The following is a 22573-nucleotide window of genomic DNA, read 5'->3' on the forward strand; positions in this document are numbered from 1 at the left end:
GTCAGCGTTGCCACGCGTTAGGATAGGGGCAATCATCTAGCTCTTTGCCAACAGGGACGCCGCATGACGCTCTCAGCCAACCCCGCGCCGTTGACCATGCCGGAAACGGGGAGTACCGCCGGTGGCGAGGCCGGCACGCCGATGATCCATGTCGAAAGGCTTTCGAAGACCTATGGAGACGGCTTCCAGGCGCTCAAGGAGGTCGACCTGACCATTCGCCGCGGCGAGATCTTTGCCCTGCTTGGCCCCAATGGAGCAGGCAAGACCACGCTGATCAGCGTGATCTGCGGGCTGGTCAATGCCAGCAGCGGCAGCGTCAAGGTGGATGGCTTCGACAATGTGACCCAATATCGCGAGGCTCGCGAGCGTATCGGACTGGTGCCCCAGGAGCTCACCAACGAGGCCTTTACCACGGTATGGGATACGGTGAGCTTCAGCCGCGGGTTGTTCGGCAAGCCCAAGGACCCGGCGCATATCGAGAACGTGTTGCGCGCCTTGACCCTATGGGGCAAGCGTGACAACCGCCTACTGGAACTCTCGGGTGGCATGAAGCGGCGAGTGCTGATTGCCAAGGCACTTTCACACAAGCCGCAGGTATTGTTTCTCGACGAACCCACGGCCGGTGTCGACGTGGAACTCAGGCGCGAAATGTGGGAGGTGGTACGCGGCCTGCGCGACCAGGGCGTGACCATCATCCTCACCACCCATTACATTGAGGAAGCCGAGGAGATGGCCGACCGCATCGGCGTGATCCGCCGCGGCGAGCTGGTCCTGGTGGAGGAGAAGACCGCGCTGATGGAGCAACTGGGACGCAAGGAACTGACGCTGCATCTCGCTTCCCCGCTGGAAACCGTGCCTGCCGCCCTGGCCGGCCACGATCTTGTGCTGGCTGAAGAGGGTCAGGCGCTGATCTATACCTACGACGTCACCCGCCTCGACGAGGGTACCGGCATCGCCGGACTGCTGGCCGACCTCGAGGCCACCGGCATTCGTGTCAAGGACCTGCACACCCGGCAGAGTTCGCTGGAGGAAATCTTCGTCAACCTGGTCAGGGAGAACGCATGAACCTGCAGTCGGTCAAGACCATCTACCTGGCCGAGATGGCTCGCAGCCTGCGCACCGTGCTGCAAAGCATCGTCTCGCCGGTGGTGTCCACCTCGCTCTATTTCGTGGTGTTCGGTGCCGCTATCGGCTCGCGCATCAGCGAAGTGGATGGCGTGAGCTACGGCGCCTTCATCGTGCCTGGGCTGATCATGCTGATGCTGCTGACCCAGAGTGTCTCGACCGCTTCGTTCGGCATTTTCTTCCCGCGTTTCTCGGGCACCATCTACGAGATCCTTTCGGCGCCGATCTCCTACTTCGAGGTCGTGCTGGGGTACGTCGGTGCGGCGGCCACCAAGTCGGTCATCCTGGGGTTGATCGTGCTCGGCACGGCACGCCTGTTCGTGCCCTTCTCGATCCAGCATCCGCTGATCATGCTGCTGTTCCTGATCCTGACCGCGCTGACCTTCAGCCTGCTCGGCTTCATCATCGGTATCTGGGCCGACGGCTTCGAGAAGCTGCAGCTGGTACCGCTACTGATCGTCACACCGCTGACTTTTCTCGGTGGTACCTTCTACTCCATCGACATGCTGCCGCCCTTCTGGCAGGCCGTCACCCTGCTCAATCCGGTGGTCTACCTGGTCAGCGGTTTTCGCTGGAGCTTCTACGGCACGGGCGACGTCAGCATCTGGGCCAGCCTGGGCATCATCACGCTGTTCCTCGGCGTGGCCCTGGCGGTGATAAGCGGGATCTTCCGCACCGGCTACCGCCTCAAGCCCTGAGCGCAAGGCCGGGGCGCCGGCTCGGCCGGTTCACATCGTTTAGCGTATGGGCACAGTCGCGACTGGCGCATATTGAGTTTCTTGGCCATGCTTCGGAATGGTTACGCGTTTGCTACATAATGCACACGAATAGGCATACGTATTACCCTGCAGGCACCGTCTGGATGAGCAGGTAACTAGAACTCAAAACACAAGCATGCGTGCGCCCAGGCGCGCCTTCGACTCATCTCATGGGAACGACAAAGATGGCAGGGAAGAACGAGGCTACGGAGGGGGCTTCGCTCGATTGGTGCGACGAGTTCCGGGATTCGGCGCTGGAAGCGCTGTATCGACGCACGATGCAGCGGCAGGACGCTCAGCAGCTTTGCCATGCGCTATGGCTCATCGCTGCCATTTTTCTGCTCTTCATCGTGGTGGACTACTTGCTGCTCGGCGCCGGCGCCCTGTTCCTCGCCCTGGCGGTCATTCGAGCCACCGTCGCCCTATGCTGCCTGATCCTGGCTCGCTTCATCGCCGTTCGCCCGGCCCAGGCTCACCGACCGCTGCCCCTTAACCTTATATACTGGGTCGCCATCACCGGCCTGCTGCTGACGATTCTTCTCCCCCCGGGAAGCATTGGCCTGCATATCTCCAGCGTCGTGGTGGCCTGCCTCACCATCTATCTGCTCGTCCCCAATCGTTTGCCCTGGATCCTTCTCTGGAATACCTACCTGTGCTGCGGCTTCATCATGGGGGCCCTAATGTGGAAACCACTCCCCGCCGGCCTGCTCGCCAGCAGTGTGCTGATACTGGCCTTCGCCAACCTGATGGGCTGGCTGACCCTGGGCCGCATCAACCGCCTGCAGCGCAAGCAGTTCGCCCTGCTGGTGGAGGAGCGAGAGATCAACCGCAGGCTGCAGAGCGAGATCGACGAACGCCAGATGCTCGAAGCCCGACTGCGCCACATGGCCAGTACCGATCCGCTGACCGGCATTCCCAACCGGCGCCACTTCTTCGAACTGGCGGAGCGCGAGTTCAACCGGGCCCATCGAGAAGCGACGCCGCTTGCAATCTGCATGGTCGATATCGATCTGTTCAAGACGCTCAACGACCATCACGGTCATGCGGTGGGAGACCTCGTCCTGACGACCGTTGCCTCCTGCTGTGCCTCGGTGCTGCGCGAGACGGACATCATCGGCCGCTATGGCGGCGAGGAGTTCGTCCTCGCCCTGCCCCAGGCCGATCTCGAAACCGCCACCACCATCGCCGAGCGCCTGCGCCACAAGGTCAGCACACTACAACTGCCCATGCTGGACGCAGGGCAGCGTCTCTCGGTCACGGTGGGTATCAGCCAGGTGACCGCCGGCGAATCGAGCCTGGAGCCGGCGCTCCAGCGGGCCGATGCCGCGCTCTACTCCGGCAAGTCGCGCGGTCGTAACTGCGTGGTCGTGGCCGGAGAGGCCCCATCCGCTATCGCGGTGCAAGCGTGACCCCCCGGCTGCTTGAACTCGGCTGCGGGCCCGGTATGATTCGCCTTCCTGCCCAAGGCCCACCCAGCGCTGTTACAGCGCCCATCACGGCGGAGATGGCATGCCGATACTGCACTGCATCGTACACGACATCGACAAGGCCGGAAGCGAACAACCCGCCAAGCTGCGACCGGCCAATGCGGAGTTGGCGCCCACAGCGCTTCTGGAAGATCTGCTGGCCGGCTTCCACGATGCCTACCACGCCAAGACCAAGGCCTGGGGTCACTTTATTGACGCAAGCACGGACGAATCAGGCTCGGCAACACCCTTCACCAGCCTGTTGGCCGGCTACCTGGAAGGTAGCAGCCACTTCGTCGATTTAAGTCGCACCGTCGCGGAGAGACTGCTGCCCCTGGTCGATGCCCACCTTTCCGCTTCGGGCCACCTGCTGTGCATCGATTATCGCCAGGGCGAAACCCATTACCTGAGCCTGGCATTGATGCACCAGCGGGACGGCTTTGGTGTCGACGCTTCCCTGCAGGTGGTGCCTTCGTCACAGCTCAACCTGTCGCGCATGAGCCTGGGCCTGCGCATCAACCTTACCCAGTGGCGCGATGGCGCCGCGTCGCGGCATTACCTTTCGTGGATACACGATCGCGGCGGCAGGAAGGTCTCGGAGGACCTGGCCGCCCTGCTGGGCGCCACCGAAGGCATCGATGCCACGGGCGAGACCCGCACCCTTCTCAAGGCGTTCAGCGATTATGTGGAGCATGCGGACATGCCAGAGGAGCAGAGTCGGGAAAAGACCGAAACGCTGATGGACTACGCCAGCGAGCAGGCCAGCCGCGGCGAGCCGATCACCCTGGAAGCACTCTCCGAATTGCTCGACGAGCAGCAGCCCAAAGCCTTCTACGACCACATCCGCAACGCCGATTACGGCCTCTCGCCGGAGATTCCGCCGGACAAGCGCACCCTCAGGCAGTTTCGCCGATTCACCGGGCGTGCCAGCGGCGTGTCGATCAGCTTCGATTCCCATCTGCTCGGCTCCAGCATCGAGTACGACGAGAACCAGGACCGGCTGATCATCAAGCAGGTCCCCAAGCAGTTGAAGGAGCAGCTCAAGCAGCGCAAGCCGTGATGATGACGTTGCGCTACTCGATGCCGTGGGCCGCCTCCGCATTGGCCAGCCATTCGCGCAGCACCTGCTGGCCTCGCTGCTTCAGACTCGTGCCATAGCGCAAAGCCTGCTCGCGAAGTTCGACCGGGTCGACCTCTGCTATCGCCAGCTCGGCGGCATGGCCGATCAGCCAGGGCTCGATCCTGGCCGGATCCACCTCGAGGTGGAACTGCAGCCCCAGCACCTGGTCGCCCACGGCGAAGGCCTGATGGGAACAGGCATGGCTGTAGGCGAGCCGTGTGGCACCGGGAGGCGTCTCGAACATGTCGCCGTGCCAGTGCAGGACCACATCGGGGTTGCCGATATGGCGCAGCGGCCCTTCCTGGCCCTCGCGGGTCAGGCAGACATCGGCAAACCCGATCTCCCGCTCGGGCATGGGAAAGACTCTTCCCCCCATCGCACGCGCAATCAGCTGCGCTCCCAGGCAGATGCCGAGCAGCGGACGTCCCGTATCCAGCCGATGGCGAATGGTATCCAGTTCTGCGCCGAGGAAGGGGTAGAGCGCATCGTCATTGGCACCTAACGGCGCCCCCAGGACCACCATCAGCTCGGGGCTATCGACATCCAGCGCCTCGAGGGCATCCGGTCCCAGCAGGCCCGGGTCGAGATAGCGGATGCGATAGCCGAACTCCTCGAGAATCGGCTCGAAGATACCCAGATCCTCAAAGGCGACGTGGCGAATGGCAACGGCACTCTTCATGCTAAGAAGCTCCTTTTCCTCTCCTGGCAGTATGGCCTCAAGCGAAACCCCCTCGCAGCATAGTCAATGGAGCCTGGCGCGAGGTCAAAAGTCGCGTTTGCCGTACCGGCATAAACCCGACTAGCTTGAGTGTGCAGCACGCAATGCCGTCTATGGATTGGAAAGGGAGCCTTGGCCATGCAAGACAAGGAAGCGGCAGCCCAAGGGAAACCGCTGGTGATCATTACGGGAGCGTCGGGCGGTGTCGGCACGGCGTTGACCCAGAGCCTGAAGGAGGATTACCGCATCCTCGCCCTGGACAGGGGCGAAGCGGAAGAGGCGGACGAGAGCTACACCTTCGACCTGACAGATGTGGATTCGATCAAGAAGGCGTTCGACGAAATTGCCGAGCGGCATGGCAGGAACATCGCCGCGCTCGTGCATCTCGCCGCCTACTTCGACTTTACCGGTGAGGCGTCGCCGCTTTACGAAAAGGTCAACGAGCAGGGCACGAAGAACCTGCTCGAAGCGCTGGAAGCCTTGAACGTCGAGCGCTTCATCTATTCCAGCACCATGCTGGTCCATGAGCCCCAGGTGCCGGGCCACAGGATCACGGAAGACACGCCGCTCGCCCCCACCTGGCCCTATCCCCAGTCGAAGGCCAAGACCGAAGCGGTCATCCGCGAAAATGCCACCATGCCCTATACGCTGCTTCGGCTGGCCGGCATGTACGACGAGAAGACCAGCGTACCCACGCTGTCGCACCAGATCGCACGCATCTACGAGCATACCTTCAAGAGCCATTTCTATTCGGGCAACACCAATGCCGGCCAGGCCTGCGTGCACAAGGAAGACATGATCGACGCCTTCCGCCGCACCATCGACCGCCGCCGTGAGCTGCCCGAGCACAACGAAATCCTGATCGGCGAGGAGCATGCCGTCAGCTATGAAGCCTTGCAGAACCGTCTGGGCGAGCTGATTCACGGCAAGAAGCAGTGGAAGACGGTAGTGATGCCCAAGCCGCTGGCCAAGACCGGCGCGCTGCTCGAGGAGAAGAGCGAGCCGCTGGTGCCGGACGACTTCGACAAGGGCGAGAAACCCTTCATCAGGCCTTTCATGATCGACATGGCAGACGATCACTACGAGCTCGACATCAGTCGCGCCCGGGAGCAGCTGGGCTGGGAGCCTCGTCACGAGGTATTCGACACGCTCGAGGCCATGGTCGACAATCTGCTCGCCGACCCCCACGGCTGGTACGAGGCCAACGGCATCACGCCCCCCGATTGGGTCGAGGAGGCTGAGGAGAAGGGTGTCAATCCGGAGCGCGTACTGGAGGATTACCAGGCCCGCACCAAGCAAGAGCACCACCGTTTCCTGTGGGCGCACTTCTTCAATATCGGCCTGGGGGCCTGGCTGGTAACTTCCCCCGCCACGCTCGGCTACGGTGGTGGCATGGCCTATAGCGACATGGCCGCCGGGCTGCTATTGGCGCTGTTCGGTGCGCTATCGCTGTCGCTGAAGATGAGCTGGGCACGCTGGGCATGCGCGGCCATCGGGCTGTGGGTGCTGTTCGCCCCGCTGGTGTTCTGGAGCGATAGTGCAGCGGCCTACCTCAATGGGACGATCGTCGGTACCCTGGCCATCGGCTTCTCGGCCCTGGTGCGTCCGACACCGGGCCTGTCCCCCGCAGCGGCGATGACCGGCCCCACCACGCCGCCCGGCTGGAACAACAACCCCTCGAGCTGGTTCCAGCGCATGCCGATCATCATTCTGGCGTGTGTCGGTTTCTTCGTCTCGCGCTACCTCGCCGCCTACCAGCTCGGCCACATCGATGCGGTGTGGGATCCGTTCTTCGACGGCACGCGCGGCGGGCTCAACGGCACCGAGGACATCATCACCTCGTCGGCCTCCGAAGCGTGGCCGGTACCCGATGCCGGCCTTGGCGGCATCGTCTACATGCTGGAGATCCTGCTCGGCTTCATCGGCGCGACCAACCGCTGGCGCACCATGCCCTGGATCGTCGCCTCCTTCGGCGTGCTGATCGTGCCGCTGGGCGTGGTCTCGGTGACCTTCATCATCATCCAGCCGATCCTGATCGGCACCTGGTGCACCCTGTGCTTGATCCAGGCCGGCGCGATGCTGCTGCAGATCGCCTACGCCTTCAACGAATTCGTCGCCACGGGTGAGTTCCTGAAGCGGCGTCACAAGGCCGGCGCGCCCGTACTCAAGATCTTCTTTACCGGCGACACCGACGAAGGCCCCAACGAGCCGACGGAAGAGGACTTCCAGCGAAAGCCGGCCGCCATCATGGGCGATGCGCTCGGCACCGGCGTCAGCCTGCCGTGGAACCTGGCCCTGTGTATCGTGATCGGTGCCTGGCTGATGCTGACCCGCGTCACCTTCGGCACCGAGGCCACCCTGGCCAACTGGGACCACCTGGTCGGCTCGCTGATCATCACCGTGGGTGTGGTGTCCATGGCCGAATCGGCCCGGCCGGTGCGCTGGCTGCTGATCCCGCTCGCCGCCATGCTGTTCTTCACCCCGTTCCTGCATGGCGCCGACATGGCCGCAACGGTCAACAGCCTGCTTTGCGGCGCTGTCGTCATTGCGCTGAGCCTGCGCCGCGGGCCGATCCGCGGCGAGTACGGCCGTTGGAGCCGTCTATTGCATTGACCCCCTGCCCGGAATGTCTTTGCCGAGGCATTCCGGGCGCCTTCATGCCCACCCCTCACCCTGGTATCGTGACGCCATCCTCCACGAGCGAAAGCCTCACATGACCTCACGCCCCGACCCCCGGATCCTGCTGCGCCTGCTGGCGTTGCTGGCCCCCTATCGCATCCGGTTGGCCATCGCCGCCCTGGCGCTGCTGGTGGCCTCCTCCAGCGTGCTGCTGCTGGGCCAAGGGCTGCGCCTGGTGATCGACCAGGGCTTTCTCGCCGAGAACGCTTCCCGCCTCAACCAGACCCTGGTATTGATGCTAGGCGTGGTCAGTCTGCTGGCCGGCGCCTCGGCGCTACGCTACTACCTCGTGAGCTGGATCGGCGAGCGGCTGGCGGCGGATCTGCGGCGCAAGGTCTTCGACCACCTGCTCGAGCTGGAACCGGCCTTTTTCGAGAGCGCCGCCCACCGCGACCGCGGGCCCGCCGAGATCGCCTCACGCCTGACCACCGACACCAGCGTGCTGCAGACGCTGTTCGGCTCATCGATTTCGCTGGCGCTGCGCAACCTGGTCATGCTGCTGGGTGCGGTGGCACTGATGCTAGTGACCCAGCCCTGGCTTTCGGCGCTGGTATTGATCGGCATACCCGCCACGGTGATGCCTATCTTGTGGTTCGGTCGCCGGGTGCGCCGCCTCTCACGCCACAGCCAGGACCGGGTGGCCGAGCTCGGTCGCTACGCCAACGAGACCCTGGACGGCATTCGCACCGTACAGGCCTTCACCCATGAAGCCATCGACCGCCACGATTATGGCGAACGTGTCGAGCAGGCCTTCTCCGTTGCCGTAACTCGCACTCGCCAGCGCGCCTGGCTGACGGGTGCGGCCATGCTGGCGGTGTTCGCCGCGGTGGGCCTGATGCTGTGGCAAGGCGGCCAGGCGGTCCTGGCTGGCGAAATGAGCGCGGGAGAGCTATCCGCCTTTCTCTTCTATGCCGTGCTGGCGGCGGGTGCGGTTGCAACCCTCGCCGAGGTGGCCGGCGACGTGCAGCGTGCCGCTGGCGCCGCCGAACGACTGCTCGAGCTGCTCGACGCCGAGCCGGGCATTCGCCCACCGGCAACGCCGACGCCGCTGCCCTCGCCGCTGCGTGGCGAAATACGCTTGGAGAACGTGAGCTTTGCCTACCCGGGGCGCGAGATACCCGCCCTCGATTCGCTCGAGCTATGGATTCGGCCCGGCGAACGCGTCGCCCTGGTGGGCCCCTCGGGCGCCGGCAAGAGTACCCTGCTCGGGCTGCTGTTGCGCTTCCACGACCCCGACCGGGGGCACCTGACGCTGGACGGTATCGACCTGCGCGAACTCGATTCGCGCCAGTTGCGTGCCGGCATGGGCCTGGTGGCTCAGGAGCCGGTGTTGTTCACCGGTACGGTGGCCGACAACCTGCGCTACGGCAAGCCTGATGCCACGCTGGACGAACTCCGCGATGCCGCTCGCGACGCCAACGCCCTGGGCTTCGTCGAGGCCCTGCCCCGCGGCTTCGACACTTCGCTCGGTCCCGGCGGCGTGCAGCTTTCCGGCGGCCAACGTCAGCGCCTGGCCATCGCCCGGGCCCTGCTCAAGAATCCCCGTGTGCTGCTACTCGACGAGGCCACCAGTGCGCTCGATGCCGAGAGCGAGCGGCTGGTACAGCAGGCCCTGGACCGACTGATGGCGGGACGCACCAGCCTGGTGATCGCCCATCGCCTGGCCACCGTGACCGCCGCCGATCGCCTGCTGGTATTCGACGAGGGAAGGCTGGTGGCCGCCGGCCGCCACGCCGAGCTGCTCGAACGGAGCCCGCTCTACCGCCACTTGGCGGAGCTGCAGTTCGGCCGGCACAGGGCGGAAGCGTGAACAGGCGCAGCCAGGAGGCTTACAGGGTATTGCGTAGACCAAGTTCGTACGGATGCGGATCGAGATAGGTCTGACGGCGTATGTAGTCCGAGCCGTGGCGCTTCACATAATGATTCAGCAGCCGCAGCGGCACGGCAAGAGGCACATGGCCGAGGCGGTACTCCTCCACCGCCTGTAGCAGGTCCTGTTTGACCTCGCTGTCTACCGTCCGCTTCAGGTAGCCCAGCACATGCATCAGCGCATTGGTGTGGGACTTTCGCGTCGCCGGGCGCGACAGGGCGGCCATGAAGCGCTGCAGGTAGTGCTGCTTTACCTCGCCAAGCGACAACCCATGGGCCTCGCTGCCGAGGTAGCGGCCCAGTTCCCGGTAGGCCTCCACGTGGTGTGCCATCAGCAGGTACTTCTGGCGGCTATGAAACTGGATCAGGGCATGGAAACCCTGCGCTTCCTCGACGTGGCGCTTCCAGTCGTCGAACGCGAACACGCGGGTGATGAAGTTCTCGCGCAGCACGGCATCGTTCAGGCGCGCTTCCTCCTCCAGTGGCAGCTCGGGAAAGTGCTCGCGCAAGACCCGTACGAAGAGCCCCGAGTCCGTGTGGCTGGGCATGCCGTTGTCGTGGTAGACCTTGACCCGCTCGAGTCCGCAGCTCGGTGAGCCCTTCATCAGGATGAAGCCGCGCAGATGCCGGTGTCGAGCGACGAACGTCTCGCCGACCTCACGCAGCCGCTCGGTGACGTCGAGACTCGGGTCGACCGTGCCCTTCACCCGCGACGCCTCGCCGGGGGAACCGACCAGGCGGATCGGCGCTCGCGGCACGCCGAGGCCCGCCTCGAGCTCGGGGCAGAACGGTTCGAAGGCAAAGCACTCCTGCAGCACTTCCAGGCAGTAGCGGGAGCGCTTGTGGCCGCCGTTGTAGCGCACCGGCTCGCCCATCAGGCAGGCACTGATGCCCACCGGAACCGGTGGCGAGGACGATATGGTTTCAACCAAGGCAAAGCTCCCTATACGCGCTGCCTCATCGTCGCCTCTCTGCCGCTCCCGGGCAAGCCTGCGCGAATCTTACGAAGTCGCCCTTTCGGTTTCTTCGACTCGCTTGCTGGGCGCCGGGAGCGATTTGGCCAGGGCCTCGGTCGATACCGACGCGTGTATGGCGCCCGTATCTGCGGCTTGCGCTGCCGTCTGTTCTTCGCCCAACACGAAGGTATTGATCAGTCGCGTCAGTTTCTCCGCCTGGCGACGCATGGCTTCAGCGGTCTCGGTATTGTGGCCGACCATGGCCGCATTCTGCTGTGTCATGGCATCCATCTGGCTGACCGCCGTATTGACTTCGTGGATGCCGAGGCTCTGCTCCCGCGAGCCGGCACTGATCTCGGCAATGACGTCGTTCACCTGGGCAATACTGGCAAAGATCTCCTGCATGGTAAGACCCGCCTGATGAACGATGTCGGAGCCCTGCCGGGTGCGTGTCATCGATTCATCGATCAATACTTTGATTTCGCGGGCGGCATCGGCCGAACGCTGTGCCAGAGAGCGCACCTCCTGGGCCACCACGGCAAAGCCTCGCCCATGCTCGCCAGCCCTGGCAGCCTCGACGGAGGCGTTCAGTGCCAGGATATTGGTCTGAAAGGCGATGCCGTCGATGAGCGAGACAATGTCGCCGATCTGGGACGACGATGCATTGATCTGCTTCATCGTCTCCTCGACCCGCTGCATCGATTCCTTGCCCTGCCTGGCCACTTCACCGCTGCTGCGCACCAGTTGGTCAGCCTGTTGGGTATGCTCGGCGTTGTTCTGCACCGTGGAGGTGATCTGCTCCATGGCCGACGAGGTCTGTTGCAGGCTGGCGGCCGCTTGATCGGTTCGCGACGCCAGCTCGTCGCTGCTCCGGGCAATGTTCAAGGAAGCCGTATAAACCCCTTCAGCGCTCTCCTTCACTTCGCGCAGTGTCCCCTGAACGCGGGAGAGGAAGCCATTGAATTGACGCGCCAGCTCGCCAATCTCATCGCTGCTGGTAACTGTCAGGCGTCGTGTCAGGTCACCGCGCCCCTCGGCCACGCCTTGGGCGATCTCGTTCATGTCGCTGGCGGTGCGGCGTATCTGGCGCACCGTGCGGCGGGTGATCCAGATCGAGAAGAAGGTAATACTCAGGTTGATGACCGACGCAATGAACCAGAGCCGAACCAGGGTCTCGACCAGGTTCTGTCGTGCAGTCTGCTCGATCATGGCCATGGCGGCATCCACACCCGTGGCGTATACGCCGGCGCCGATCACCCAATTCCACTCGGGTATGGGCACGACATAGGAATACTTGGGTTCCACCTCGCCGGTCGCCGGGTTGGGCCATGCGTACTCATAGGACCCGCCCCCGTTACGTGCGATGTCGATCATGTCACGTATCAAGAATTTACCGTCAGTATCCTGGGCGCCCAGCATGCTGCGTCCCTCTTGCTCGGGCACCGCCGGCTGGACCAGCATGGTACCCTCGAAATCGAAGACGAAGACGTAGTTATCCTCCTCGAAACGCAGGTCACGCAGCAGCTCCAGGGCTACCTGCCGGGTCACCTCGGTGCCATCGTCATTCCCTGCCACGCTCTCGACCAGGGTCTTGGCCATGCCGACGATGCTCTCGACCCCGTGGCGCCTGGATTCAAGCATCAACTCACGCTGTTGCTCCAGTTGGGTACGGTTGGCGTCGATTCGCTCAAGCCCTTCAAGAACCAGTAAGCATGAAGAGGAGATAATCAGTGGAACCAGGACGAGCAGCAGAATCTTGTTCTGCAAATTGGGTGCCAGCCGCCGCTTGAGACTGGCAAGTCTGCCTACCTTGCATGAGTACGTTTTCATGACATAGCCGTTTTCGCTGTGAGTGGACAATTGTTGGAATTGTTTCGCAGTCGTTAAGCCAGCCATGAAGCCCCAAGCCTGCCTGCCGCGCCAGAGGCCGTAAGACTATCGATTGTCGTCTTCTCCCGACTTGTTGATCTGCATCAACCTATCGCGTCCACAGCGCGCTCCAGTCCCAGCCATCCTTGCGTATGTAGGCCAGCCACATGCGCTGGCTCTCCCGTTGAACGAGGTGCTCGCGAAGCGCCTCGGCAGATAGGTCGAGGGCTCGAGTAGCAGGCAGCCATGCAATATCGATCTCGGGCGTGTGCGAGGCGGGATGAACGAAGTCATGTCTCAGCACTGACAGGAAACTCTCTAGCGCATGGAGGGTCGCTTGTAGCTTGAAGCGTACCGAAGGGGGCAACGAGGTACTGCCATGGCAGACGATGACAATCGCCTGGTAGAGCCGAAACAGGGCGACCGGCAGGGCTCGCTCAGCGTGCCCCTGGTGGTAGTAGTGCAAGATCGGATAGGCGAGGTGCTGCTGACCCACGCTGATAATGGTCGATTTCAGGTCGTCGGCTTGATCGCCCAACTCGCTGAAATCGCCCTCTCCAGCCAGCTTTTCCACGATATCGGCCGGTGTCACGCCAAGGGCGTGAATCGAGACCGCTAGCTGGCGCTTTTCCACCACGGCAGACATGACCGACAGGATATAGGTCACAGCAAGCGTCAGCAGGAAGAAGCCGTTTGCCGCTGCCAGCACCGCCAGAACCTGCCACTTTCCCATGCCGGGCACGAAGTCGCCATAGCCCAGCGTGGTGATGGTGTAGCCGATGAAATAGAACCGCTCCAGAGGAGCAGCGTAGGTACCCGAGTCAGGATGAAACACTGCCGTTTCGTGGCTGTTGAAGACCAGCCACCACCCCAGCCAGACCAGACCCACCCATATCGTTATCAAGCCGACGGTGATCCAGGGGCCGACGGCCCGCAGCAGGCCGTTAAGCGAAAGCCGCCTGTGCGCTTGCAGCGCCATGAGCCAAGTGAACCGCCCCAGCCAGCCGGTCAAAGGACCCGATCCCGACGCTGCCAGCGTCGTCCGGACAGCATCGTAAATTACCAGCCCCACCAGAAAAAAACCGCTTAGCGCAATGAACGTCGACATGCCGCTTCCCTTGCCTCTCGAATGGATTGCTGTCGTTACCCTAGACCATGGAAAGGTGCTTCAACCCGTCATGTTCGCCCCTTCGTCAAGAAAGTCTCTATCCGTAAAGCGAACTGCCGCTGTGAGCTATCTTCGGTTAGAAATGCCAACTTTTCTTTTCAATGGGAAACCCGTTTTGCCTTGATGCCTATCTATGACGTTCCTACGTTTAACCGTGATGGCAGACGCCAGCAGTGCCGGAAAGCCGGTAAACGGAAGTACGATTTCGCTTGTGTAGTTCTACAGGCAAACGAGGAAGGAGTTCTGACATGGCACAGCGCAACGAGAATCCAGGTAACTTTGCCAACGATCCGAAGAAGGCCTCTGAAGCTGGCCAGAAAGGTGGCCAGCACAGCGGTGGCAATTTTGCCAATGATCCGCAGAAGGCCTCCGAAGCCGGCCAGAAAGGCGGCCAGGAGAGTGGTGGCAACTTTGCCAACGATCCGCAGCGTGCCTCTGAGGCCGGCCACAAGGGCGGCCAGATGAGCGGTGGCAATTTTGCCAACGATCCGCAGCGCGCCTCCGAGGCCGGCCACAAGGGCGGCCAGGAAAGCGGTGGCAATTTCGCCAACGATCCGCAGCGCGCCTCCGAGGCCGGCCAGAAAGGCGGCCAGGAAAGCGGTGGCAACTTCGCCAACGATCCGCAGCGTGCTTCCGATGCCGGCCAGAAAGGCGGCCAGCACAGCGGCGGTAACTTCGCCAATGATCCGCAGAAGGCCTCCGAGGCCGGCCGCAAGGGCGGCAAGAACCAAGGCCGTTAACGACGGGGCCAAGTCCGCTCGTGGCTCAGGGAAGAGGATGGGGACAGGCGTTCCCCCGAGCGGTACCGAACACGGAAGAAAGCCAGATCGGCTGCCGGGGCTCGCCCCCGGCAGTTTTTTTCGGTTCAGGCCTGCGTCAACGCACGCTCGGCATCCGCCTCACCCTGTTCCGCCAAGTACGCTAGTCGGTCCGGCGCCCAGTCGGTCAACCATAGCGAAGCGTTTTCATCACGATGCGGCTCACGGCGAATGCGCGTCAGACGCAGCGTCGGGTAGAGGTGCTTCACCTCTTCTGCTTCGTCGTCACTGCGAGCCCCGAGGAAAAGCCGCCGAAAATGATCGAGGCTCTCATCGAGGCCGTTAGGCGTGCCCGGCGTGCGCTTGAATAGTTCTGCCGTAATGGCATGCCACTGCTGACCCGGCGCTTCCCGCTCGAGGCGTGCAAGTGCGGGCTGTAGGAGTCCTCGGTGCCAGACATCGCCGTCCCAAAACGCACGACCGTCGTGCCAGCCCGGCTTGAACATTAGCGGGATCGCGCTGCTGGCTCCGATCATGCTGGGTACGATGGGCTGCTCGCCGCTGTCGAACCAGACCGGTGCCGCCGCTTCGATATCGATGGCTCGTAGCATGAGGCGCGGCCCATCCTCCGTACTCGTCGCGTAGCTTTCGGCGTAGCGTGCCACGGTGTCGACCAGGCCCTTGTTACTGTAACCCGCGATGGCGGGATAATAGCGCAAGCCGGCGAGGAACCCGCCGGGAACGGCGGAAAAAACGCGGGGATTGCCAAAGGCCAGCCCGGTGAGGGTGGCACTGAAACGCACGCTCTTGTGGTCGAACCAAGGGACGAAAGGCACGGAAGGCTGCGAAACCTCATGCCAGAATCGTTCCAGCTTCTCGAGTCCGGCATCCGCATCGTCATGATGCGCTGCGATGAGATACCCGTTCACTGCGCCGATCGAAGCGCCAACCACGACCATTCGGCGCCGCGCCTCGGCATCGAGTTGGCGCACCAGGGCCCGGTACACGCCATACTGGTAGGCGCCCAGCGCCCCACCTCCATTGAGCACAAGCAGAATCCGTTCCTGCATACCACCTCCCTGCGATTCGCAGCCGTAACAGTTTCCCTGTGCAAGAGTAGCGCAGGGGACCTCCATGCACGACTAATGTCGAGTTGTGGTCCTGATGCCTAACGCACAACCTAGCGAAAATAAAAAAGACCCCCCGAAGGGGGTCAGGTGGAGCACGCCAGCTCACATCGGTATATCGCCTGCGGTGGCTCGGCCGGGGCGACGTTGCCGAGGAAGGAGACAAGTCAACCTTCCTGCAGCGTTGTTCCGTCAGTGGTTACACTCACAAAGAACAATGCGAGTACTGCGCCAATAAATATAGAAAATCTTTTAAAACAATAGCCTGCAAGAAAAATAGCCACGCAGGCTTTGTCTGTATGCGCCCGATGCCCTTGCCTTGCACCAGCGAGGCCCACGTCAGGAGCTCCATGCCGCATTTCGATGCATGGCTATAGCAGCTCTCGCGACACATCCATCACGCGACCATCGACCGTTCGTTGCACCTTGTCCTCGATCTCGCTACACAGCGACTCCACCCTGTGCCGCTCGTTTGCGGCCACTACGAAGCTCCACTCACTCGACTCCAACCGGTCGTGATCGGCGCTCTCGCACACCGCTACCGACGGGTTTCGCCCAAAGCGTTCGTGCATGCCGCGCATGCGTTGCCGCTTCTCCTTCAACGACGTGCAGCCAGGCAGTGAAACCTTTAGTAACAATATGGCGATATGCATACGGTTCTCTCGTATGTGAACGGACTGCCGCCTTCATCACGCACCGATTTATACGCTATCACACCCGATGGTGTCTGGGTGTAAAGCCCATTGGGCATGGGCTTCCCGGCCCATGCCAAACTGGCATGGGAAAGCTTCATCGAGGCCGTACCGCAACGCAGCAAGCCGTGATATATAGGCGCTGAGTTCTTCCGCTCCCTTCCTCAGGAAACTACTCCATGCCCTTCGGCTGCCCACTCTCCGCCAGGCCCCGGAACCCCCGTGGCCTGGCAACGCTATTGCTCGTTGCCGTGCTTGCTCTTGCCAGTCCTTTGGCGCACGCCGCCACCGGGCCGCTCGTGCTGACTAACTCTGTGGTCGGTTTCATCGCCGTTGCGCTGTTCGTCCTTGCTTATGCCCTGGTAATGGCAGAAGAGAAGATTCACATGCGCAAATCGAAGCCGGTACTGGTGGCCGCCGGCCTCATCTGGTTCCTGATCGGCTGGGTCTACGTGCAGGCCGGTATGCCGAACGAAGCCGAGCACGCCTTCCGCGAGACATTGCTCGAGTTCGCTGAGCTGATGTTGTTCCTGCTGGTGGCGATGACCTACATCAATGCCATGGAAGAGCGCCGCGTGTTCGATGCACTTCGCGCCTGGATGGTGCGCCGGGGCTTCAGCTACCGTCAGCTGTTCTGGCTCACCGGTGGGCTGGCCTTTGTGATTTCGCCGGTGGCCGACAACCTGACTACCGCCATGTTGATGTGCGCCGTGGTCATCAAGGTGGCCGAAGGCGACAAGCGCTTCATCAACCTGGCTTGTATCAACATCGTGGTAGCCGCCAACGCCGGCGGTGCCTTCAGTCCGTTCGGCGACATCACCACGCTGATGGTCTGGCAGGCAGGCATACTCAAGTTCTATGAGTTCTTTGCCTTGTTGGTGCCTTCGCTGGTCAACTTCCTGGTGCCGGCAGTCGCCATGAGCCTGTTCATCGGCAACCGTACGCCGGAGGGAATCGAGGAGGAAGTGGATCTCAAGCGCGGCGCGCGGCGCATCATTCTCCTGTTCCTGCTCACGGTGGGCACCGCCGTGGCTTGCCACACTCTGCTGCACCTGCCGCCTGTGCTGGGCATGATGACCGGCCTTGGCTACCTGCAGTTCTTCGGATTCTACCTGCGTCGTACCCTACCCCGCTCACTGGAACGCAAGCGTGAGCGCTACACACAAACAGGCGACGAACGTCGGCTGGCCCAGCTCGGCAGCGTGGTTCCGTTCGACGTGTTCAATCGTGTGGCACGAGCCGAGTGGGACACCCTGCTGTTTTTCTACGGCGTGGTGATGTGTGTCGGTGGCCTGGGCTTCCTCGGTTACCTGAGTCTGGTTTCCGAGCTGCTCTACGGCTGGAACCCGACCTGGGCCAACGTCGCGCTGGGCCTGGTATCTGCCGTGGTGGATAACATTCCGGTGATGTTCGCCGTATTGACCATGCAGCCGGAAATGTCCCATGGCGACTGGCTCCTGATCACGCTCACGGCAGGCGTCGGGGGCAGCTTGCTTTCCATCGGCTCTGCTGCCGGTGTCGCGCTGATGGGCCAGGCTCGGGGCTACTACACCTTCGCCGGGCACCTGCGCTGGGCTCCGGTAATCGCCCTGGGCTACGTCGCCAGTATCCTGGCCCACCTATGGCTCAATGCCGCTAGCTTCCACGTGTTCAACTGATCGGGCATAGCTCGAGCCCGGCGCCAGCGATGGTGCCGGGCAGCGTACCTTCCCCACTGCCGGTGTATTCACGATTGTCCGGCACATGGAATATCGGCAACCCGGCAAATGGCCATTCTCCTTGCATTCCGCACCGGCTGGTGCGCCGAGCGCATCGCCTGTCTCGGCATAAGCGGGCAACGCGGGGCTCCGCCAGGCTTGGCTGTGCACGCCGCGCACGACTATGTTGAAAGAGCCTGTTGAACAGGTGCAACGACTCAATGGAGGAGTCTCATGAAAGAGCCGAACAGCGTATCCGCCCTAGACGTGGTCGACATCCTCACTCTGGACCATCGCGAGATGGAGGACTTGCTCGACCGGATCGAGCGCTCTCCCGATGCCACCGAACGCCGCGACCTGACCGACACGCTCATAGCCGAGGTCATGCGTCATGCGGTCGCCGAGGAAATGTACGTCTATCCGACCATGGAGAAGCGCATCCCCCAGGGTGCCGAGGAAGCCGAGCATGACAAGGATGAGCACGACGAGATCGTGCAGGTGATGAAACAGCTGGAAGACCTGGACGCCGCCGAACCGGCTTTCATGGATCGGGTTTACAAGCTCGACAAATTGCTGCGCCACCACGCCAAGGACGAGGAAGCCGATCAGTTTCCCAAGTTGCGTGAACGTATTCCCGGTGAGGAACTCGTCGAGCTTGGCAAGAAGGTCGAGAACGCCAAGAAGCTGGCCCCGACCCGCCCTCATCCCAGCGCGCCCCATTCGGAATTGTTCCACAAGACCGTAGGGCCTGGCGTGGGCATGGTCGACCGCTTGCGTGACAAGCTCAGCGGCCGCATGACAGGCTGATAGCATTATCTTCGCTTCACCCAGGTGCCGGTTACGTCAAGGCGCCTGGGGTTTCTTCGCTAACCGACGCCATGCGCGTTCGGCCGCTTACTGATCAAATCGCGCCTTGCGTCCCTGCCGAACGTCGCCTGCTCGAGCGCAACGCCCGAACTGCTAGAGTGGACGTTGGGTAACGTACGGAAGCCATGCTCAGCCAGGAGGAGCTCATGACGAACGGCACGACCACGCCCGATGGAGGGGACGCACTCGCTCTGCTCGCGCGCTGGGGCTACGCGGCTCGAGGTATTGTCTATCTGTTGGTGGGAGGTCTGGCCGCTCTGGCGGCCCTGGGGCAAGGCGGCGAAACCACGGATAGCCGTGGCGCGCTTGAACGTCTGATGAATGCCCCGTGGGGCAACGTATTGCTCGGCGCCATCAGCGTGGGCCTCGTGGGGTATGCCATCTGGCGCTGCATTCAATCGATAAAGGATGTCGACCATCACGGCAACGACGCCAAGGGCTTGGCCATTCGGACAGGCCTGCTGGTCAGTGCGGGCACGCATGTGCTGCTGGCGTTCTTTGCCGCCAGCCTGATCGTTACCTTGGGCGGTAGTTCCGGCGACTCCGACGGCGGCTCGGAGAGCCTGGCCGGCTGGCTGATGCAGCAACCCTACGGGCGTTGGCTGGTGGGTGCCGTTGGCGTGGCCATCATCGGCGCGGGGGTTGCGCATGGTATCAAGGGCTGGAAGACGAAATTCCACCGCTACTTCGACATGCCGCCAAGCACCCAGCACTGGGCCTACCCCGTGTGTCGCTTCGGGCTGGTGATCCGCGGGCTGGTGTTCCTGATCATCGGCGCGTTCTTCTTGCTCGCCGCTTATCAGTTGGATCCCGACGAGGCGGGAGGACTGACCGAAGTCTTCAGTACGCTGCGTAGCCAGGCCTTCGGTCGCTGGTTGCTGGCCTTCGTCGCCCTGGGGCTGCTCGCATTCGGGCTCTATAGCGTGCTGGAAGCCGTGTATCGGCGCGTGGACGCGCCGGGTTAGGATTCCGCCCGGCCGGGCTACAAGGTGGCGCCACCGGTTTCGAGTGGCGCGGGCGGCAGAGTTGTGGCGGCATCCCTCCTTCACGCACTCTAGGCGCTAACTTGCTGCCCTCTCACGGAGACACCTCATGACGCAACCTCGCCTCGGCTTCATCGGCATCGGCCTGATGGGCGACCCCATGACGCGCCGCCTACTGGCTGCCGGCTTCAGTGTGACCGTATGGAACCGCACCGCGGACAAAGCCGAGCCGCTGCGCGAGGCGGGCGCCCAGGTCGCAGATACCATTGGCGCGCTGGTGGAACATGTGGACGTGGTCATGCTGTGCCTGGCCAACACGGACGTGGTGGAGAGCGTGGTGTTCGGCGAAGGTGGCGTGGCGGCGCATGGCCGCGCGGGTCAACGACTGGTGGATCTATCCAGCAGCGATCCGGCCGCAACCCGTGACTTTTCCCGGCGCCTGGTGCAGGCCTGCAGCATGCGTTGGGTCGACGCACCGGTGTCCGGCGGCGTGGCGGGGGCCGCGGCAGGTAGCCTCGCCATCATGTGCAGCGGTGAACCGGAGGATGTCGAAGCCGTACGCCCTCTGCTCGCCCCGCTCTCGGCACGCATGACGCACATGGGCCCGGTGGGCGCGGGCCAGGTCACCAAGGTATGCAACCAGATGATCGTCGGCTGCCAGACGGCTGTCATTGCCGAGATGGTGGCCCTGGCCGAGGCCAGCGGGGTGGATGCCAGCCGCCTGACCGAGGCGTTGGCCGGCGGCTTCGCCGACTCCAAGCCGTTCCAGATCCTCACACCGCGCATGGCGGCAAGTGAGTACGTCAACCCGTCCTGGCACCTGCGCACGCTGCTCAAGGATCTCGACATGGCGATCGCCCAGAGCCAGCGCGCCGGCACTGCAACGCCCATGAGCGGCTTGGCGGCGCAGTTGATGCGCGCCCACGCCGGCCACGGTCACGCCGAGCATGACCCGGCGACGCTGGTGGAGGCCTACCGTTCGCACAGGTGACAGGCAGGAAGTGACAGGAGACTCGATATGGATGAAGCCCAAGTGACCTACATCACCGGCGGCGCCCAAGGCATCGGCCTGGGCATGGCGGACTATTTTCTTGCCCGAGGTTACCGCGTGGCACTGACGGACATCGACGCCGAGGCCGTCGACGAGTGCCGCGAACGCCTGGGCCAGCCCGAACGGCTGCTGGCCATGGTGTCGGATGCGAGTGACGAAGCCCAGGTGGCCGAGAGCCTGAAGCGTACGGTGGCGCACTTCGGTCGGCTCGACGGCGCCATCCACAATGCGGGGCTTGCCGACCCTTTCCAGGCGTCGGTGGAAACGCTTCCGCTCGCGACCTGGCAGGCGTATCTCGACACGAATCTCACCGGTGGCTTTCTCTGCGCCAAGCACGCCGCGCCTCACCTGCGTCGGACGCACGGTAGCCTCGTCCTGATGGGCTCGACCCGTGCCCTCCAGTCGGAACCGCACACCGAAGCCTACGCCGCCAGCAAGGGAGGCATCGCAGCGCTCGCCCATGCGCTGGCGGTAAGCCTGGGGCCGGATATCCGCGTCAACGCGATCAGCCCCGGCTGGATCGAAGTGGGCGACTGGCAGAAGCGGGCACGTCAGCAGCCGGTGGAGCACCGTGCCATCGACCGCGACCAGCATCCGGCGGGACGTGTGGGCAGGCCCGAAGACATTGCCGCCATGGCCGCCTACCTGCTCTCCGACGAGTCGGGTTTCGTCACGGGGCAGAACTTCGTGGTGGATGGCGGCATGACCAGGAGAATGATTTATGCGGAGTGAGCCAGGGCTCGCTTCATTTGTCCCCTGCTTCACCCTTCCGTACACTTGTTTGACTCCCCGTTGCTAACCGCCGAGGCACGACCATGGCTTTCGATTCGACCTCTACCTATGTGGCCACCGAGGCCTTGAAGCAGGCAGTGAACGCCGCCGTTACCCTGGAACGACCGTTGCTGATCAAGGGCGAGCCGGGCACCGGCAAGACGCTGCTGGCCGAAGAACTGGCGGCCTCGCTCAACACGCGGCTGATCACCTGGCACATCAAGTCCAGCACCAAGGCGGCCCAGGGCCTGTACGAGTATGATGCGGTAAGCCGTCTGCGGGACTCCCAGCTCGGCGTCGAAGGCGTGGAGAACGTTGCCAACTACATCAGGCCCGGCAAGCTGTGGGAGGCCTTTACCGCCGACGAGCGCGTGGTGCTGCTGATCGACGAAATCGACAAGGCCGACATCGAGTTTCCCAACGACCTGCTCCAGGAGCTGGATCGCATGGAATTCCACGTCTACGAGACGGGGGAAACCATCACCGCCCGCCACCGACCCATTATCGTGATCACCTCGAACAACGAGAAAGAGCTGCCCGACGCCTTCCTGCGCCGCTGCTTCTTCCACTACATCGAGTTTCCCGACCGCGAAACCATGCAGGCGATCGTCGACGTGCACTTCCCCGACATCGCGCCGAAGCTGGTCAGCCAGGCACTGGAAGTGTTCTTCGACTTGCGCCAGGCGCCGGGGCTGAAGAAGAAGCCTTCCACCTCGGAGCTGGTTGACTGGCTCAAGCTCCTGATGAGCGACGAGCTGGCCCGTGAGGCGCTCTACCACCGCGACCCGGTGAAGGCCATCCCGCCGCTGGCGGGCGCACTGGTGAAAAATGAGCAGGACACCCAACTGCTCGAACGGCTGGCCTTCATGATGCGTCGCCAAGGCAACCAGAGGCGCTGA

At 63.0% G+C, this 22573-nt stretch carries 19 protein-coding genes; 13 read left to right on the top strand and 6 right to left on the bottom strand.

The genetic code is table 11. The features are described from left to right. Positions 1-96 precede the first annotated feature (96 nt). The 4 genes from ACOJCM_RS01775 (at position 97) to yejK (ending at position 4409) form a co-directional block, all read left to right on the top strand. Complete coding sequence (locus tag ACOJCM_RS01775; protein ID WP_445210423.1) at positions 97-1065, top strand: ABC transporter ATP-binding protein; 969 nt, start codon at positions 97-99, stop codon at positions 1063-1065. After that, on the top strand, positions 1062-1823 hold the full coding sequence (locus ACOJCM_RS01780; RefSeq protein ID WP_445210343.1) for an ABC transporter permease: 762 nt from the start codon (positions 1062-1064) through the stop codon (positions 1821-1823). The genes ACOJCM_RS01775 and ACOJCM_RS01780 overlap by 4 nt, the downstream gene beginning before the upstream one ends. Before the next feature lie 245 nt (positions 1824-2068). Then, on the top strand, positions 2069-3292 hold the full coding sequence (locus tag ACOJCM_RS01785) for a GGDEF domain-containing protein (RefSeq protein ID WP_445210344.1): 1224 nt from the start codon (positions 2069-2071) through the stop codon (positions 3290-3292). Between the two features lie 100 nt (positions 3293-3392). Next, positions 3393-4409, top strand: coding sequence for a nucleoid-associated protein YejK (yejK, locus tag ACOJCM_RS01790; RefSeq protein ID WP_445210345.1), 1017 nt, complete (start codon positions 3393-3395; stop codon positions 4407-4409). Positions 4410-4422: 13 nt separating this feature from the next. On the opposite strand, the gene ACOJCM_RS01795 is transcribed toward yejK, so the two are convergent. After that, the gene (locus ACOJCM_RS01795) at positions 4423-5148 is read right to left on the bottom strand and encodes a glutamine amidotransferase (protein WP_445210346.1); all 726 of its coding nucleotides are present in this window, start codon (positions 5146-5148) and stop codon (positions 4423-4425) included. A 177-nt stretch (positions 5149-5325) separates the two neighbouring features. Between ACOJCM_RS01795 and ACOJCM_RS01800 the strand changes: the two genes are divergently transcribed. Further along, complete coding sequence (locus tag ACOJCM_RS01800; RefSeq protein WP_445210347.1) at positions 5326-7800, top strand: NAD-dependent epimerase/dehydratase family protein; 2475 nt, start codon at positions 5326-5328, stop codon at positions 7798-7800. A 100-nt stretch (positions 7801-7900) separates the two neighbouring features. After that, the gene (locus tag ACOJCM_RS01805; protein ID WP_445210348.1) at positions 7901-9676 is read left to right on the top strand and encodes an ABC transporter transmembrane domain-containing protein; all 1776 of its coding nucleotides are present in this window, start codon (positions 7901-7903) and stop codon (positions 9674-9676) included. A gap of 19 nt (positions 9677-9695) precedes the next feature. On the opposite strand, the gene ACOJCM_RS01810 is transcribed toward ACOJCM_RS01805, so the two are convergent. The 3 genes from ACOJCM_RS01810 to ACOJCM_RS01820 form a co-directional block, all read right to left on the bottom strand. Next, positions 9696-10667, bottom strand: coding sequence for a YbgA family protein (locus tag ACOJCM_RS01810; RefSeq protein ID WP_445210349.1), 972 nt, complete (start codon positions 10665-10667; stop codon positions 9696-9698). A gap of 69 nt (positions 10668-10736) precedes the next feature. Continuing rightward, complete coding sequence (locus ACOJCM_RS01815) at positions 10737-12521, bottom strand: methyl-accepting chemotaxis protein (RefSeq protein WP_445210350.1); 1785 nt, start codon at positions 12519-12521, stop codon at positions 10737-10739. Between the two features lie 148 nt (positions 12522-12669). After that, on the bottom strand, positions 12670-13668 hold the full coding sequence (locus tag ACOJCM_RS01820) for a potassium channel family protein (RefSeq protein ID WP_445210351.1): 999 nt from the start codon (positions 13666-13668) through the stop codon (positions 12670-12672). A gap of 308 nt (positions 13669-13976) precedes the next feature. Here ACOJCM_RS01820 and ACOJCM_RS01825 point away from each other — a divergent pair, with 308 nt between their 5' ends. Next, entirely contained in the window at positions 13977-14468 is a 492-nt protein-coding gene (locus ACOJCM_RS01825; protein WP_445210352.1) for a general stress protein, read from the top strand. 125 nt (positions 14469-14593) lie between these two features. Here ACOJCM_RS01825 and ACOJCM_RS01830 read toward each other — a convergent pair whose 3' ends face one another. Continuing rightward, a complete protein-coding gene (locus ACOJCM_RS01830) occupies positions 14594-15556 on the bottom strand; it encodes a patatin-like phospholipase family protein (RefSeq protein WP_445210353.1) in 963 nt (320 codons plus the stop codon). Positions 15557-15984: 428 nt separating this feature from the next. Continuing rightward, positions 15985-16266 carry a DUF503 domain-containing protein gene (locus tag ACOJCM_RS01835; RefSeq protein ID WP_445210354.1) on the bottom strand — a complete coding sequence of 94 codons (282 nt, stop codon included), beginning with the start codon at positions 16264-16266 and terminating at the stop codon, positions 15985-15987. Between the two features lie 218 nt (positions 16267-16484). Here ACOJCM_RS01835 and nhaD point away from each other — a divergent pair, with 218 nt between their 5' ends. The 6 genes from nhaD to ACOJCM_RS01865 all read left to right on the top strand — a co-directional run bounded on the left by nhaD (position 16485) and on the right by ACOJCM_RS01865 (position 22573). Next, positions 16485-17963 (top strand): sodium:proton antiporter NhaD, encoded by a 1479-nt coding sequence (nhaD, locus tag ACOJCM_RS01840; RefSeq protein WP_445210355.1) that lies wholly within the window; start codon positions 16485-16487, stop codon positions 17961-17963. 273 nt (positions 17964-18236) lie between these two features. Beyond that, positions 18237-18809 (top strand): hemerythrin domain-containing protein, encoded by a 573-nt coding sequence (locus tag ACOJCM_RS01845; protein WP_445210356.1) that lies wholly within the window; start codon positions 18237-18239, stop codon positions 18807-18809. A gap of 206 nt (positions 18810-19015) precedes the next feature. Beyond that, the gene (locus ACOJCM_RS01850; RefSeq protein WP_445210357.1) at positions 19016-19834 is read left to right on the top strand and encodes a DUF1206 domain-containing protein; all 819 of its coding nucleotides are present in this window, start codon (positions 19016-19018) and stop codon (positions 19832-19834) included. 127 nt (positions 19835-19961) lie between these two features. Continuing rightward, positions 19962-20843 (top strand): NAD(P)-dependent oxidoreductase, encoded by an 882-nt coding sequence (locus ACOJCM_RS01855; protein WP_445210358.1) that lies wholly within the window; start codon positions 19962-19964, stop codon positions 20841-20843. Between the two features lie 27 nt (positions 20844-20870). Then, on the top strand, positions 20871-21635 hold the full coding sequence (locus tag ACOJCM_RS01860) for an SDR family oxidoreductase (RefSeq protein ID WP_445210359.1): 765 nt from the start codon (positions 20871-20873) through the stop codon (positions 21633-21635). 83 nt (positions 21636-21718) lie between these two features. Beyond that, positions 21719-22573 (top strand): AAA family ATPase, encoded by an 855-nt coding sequence (locus ACOJCM_RS01865; RefSeq protein ID WP_445210360.1) that lies wholly within the window; start codon positions 21719-21721, stop codon positions 22571-22573.

Source organism: Billgrantia hypersalina (genome assembly GCF_052584175.1).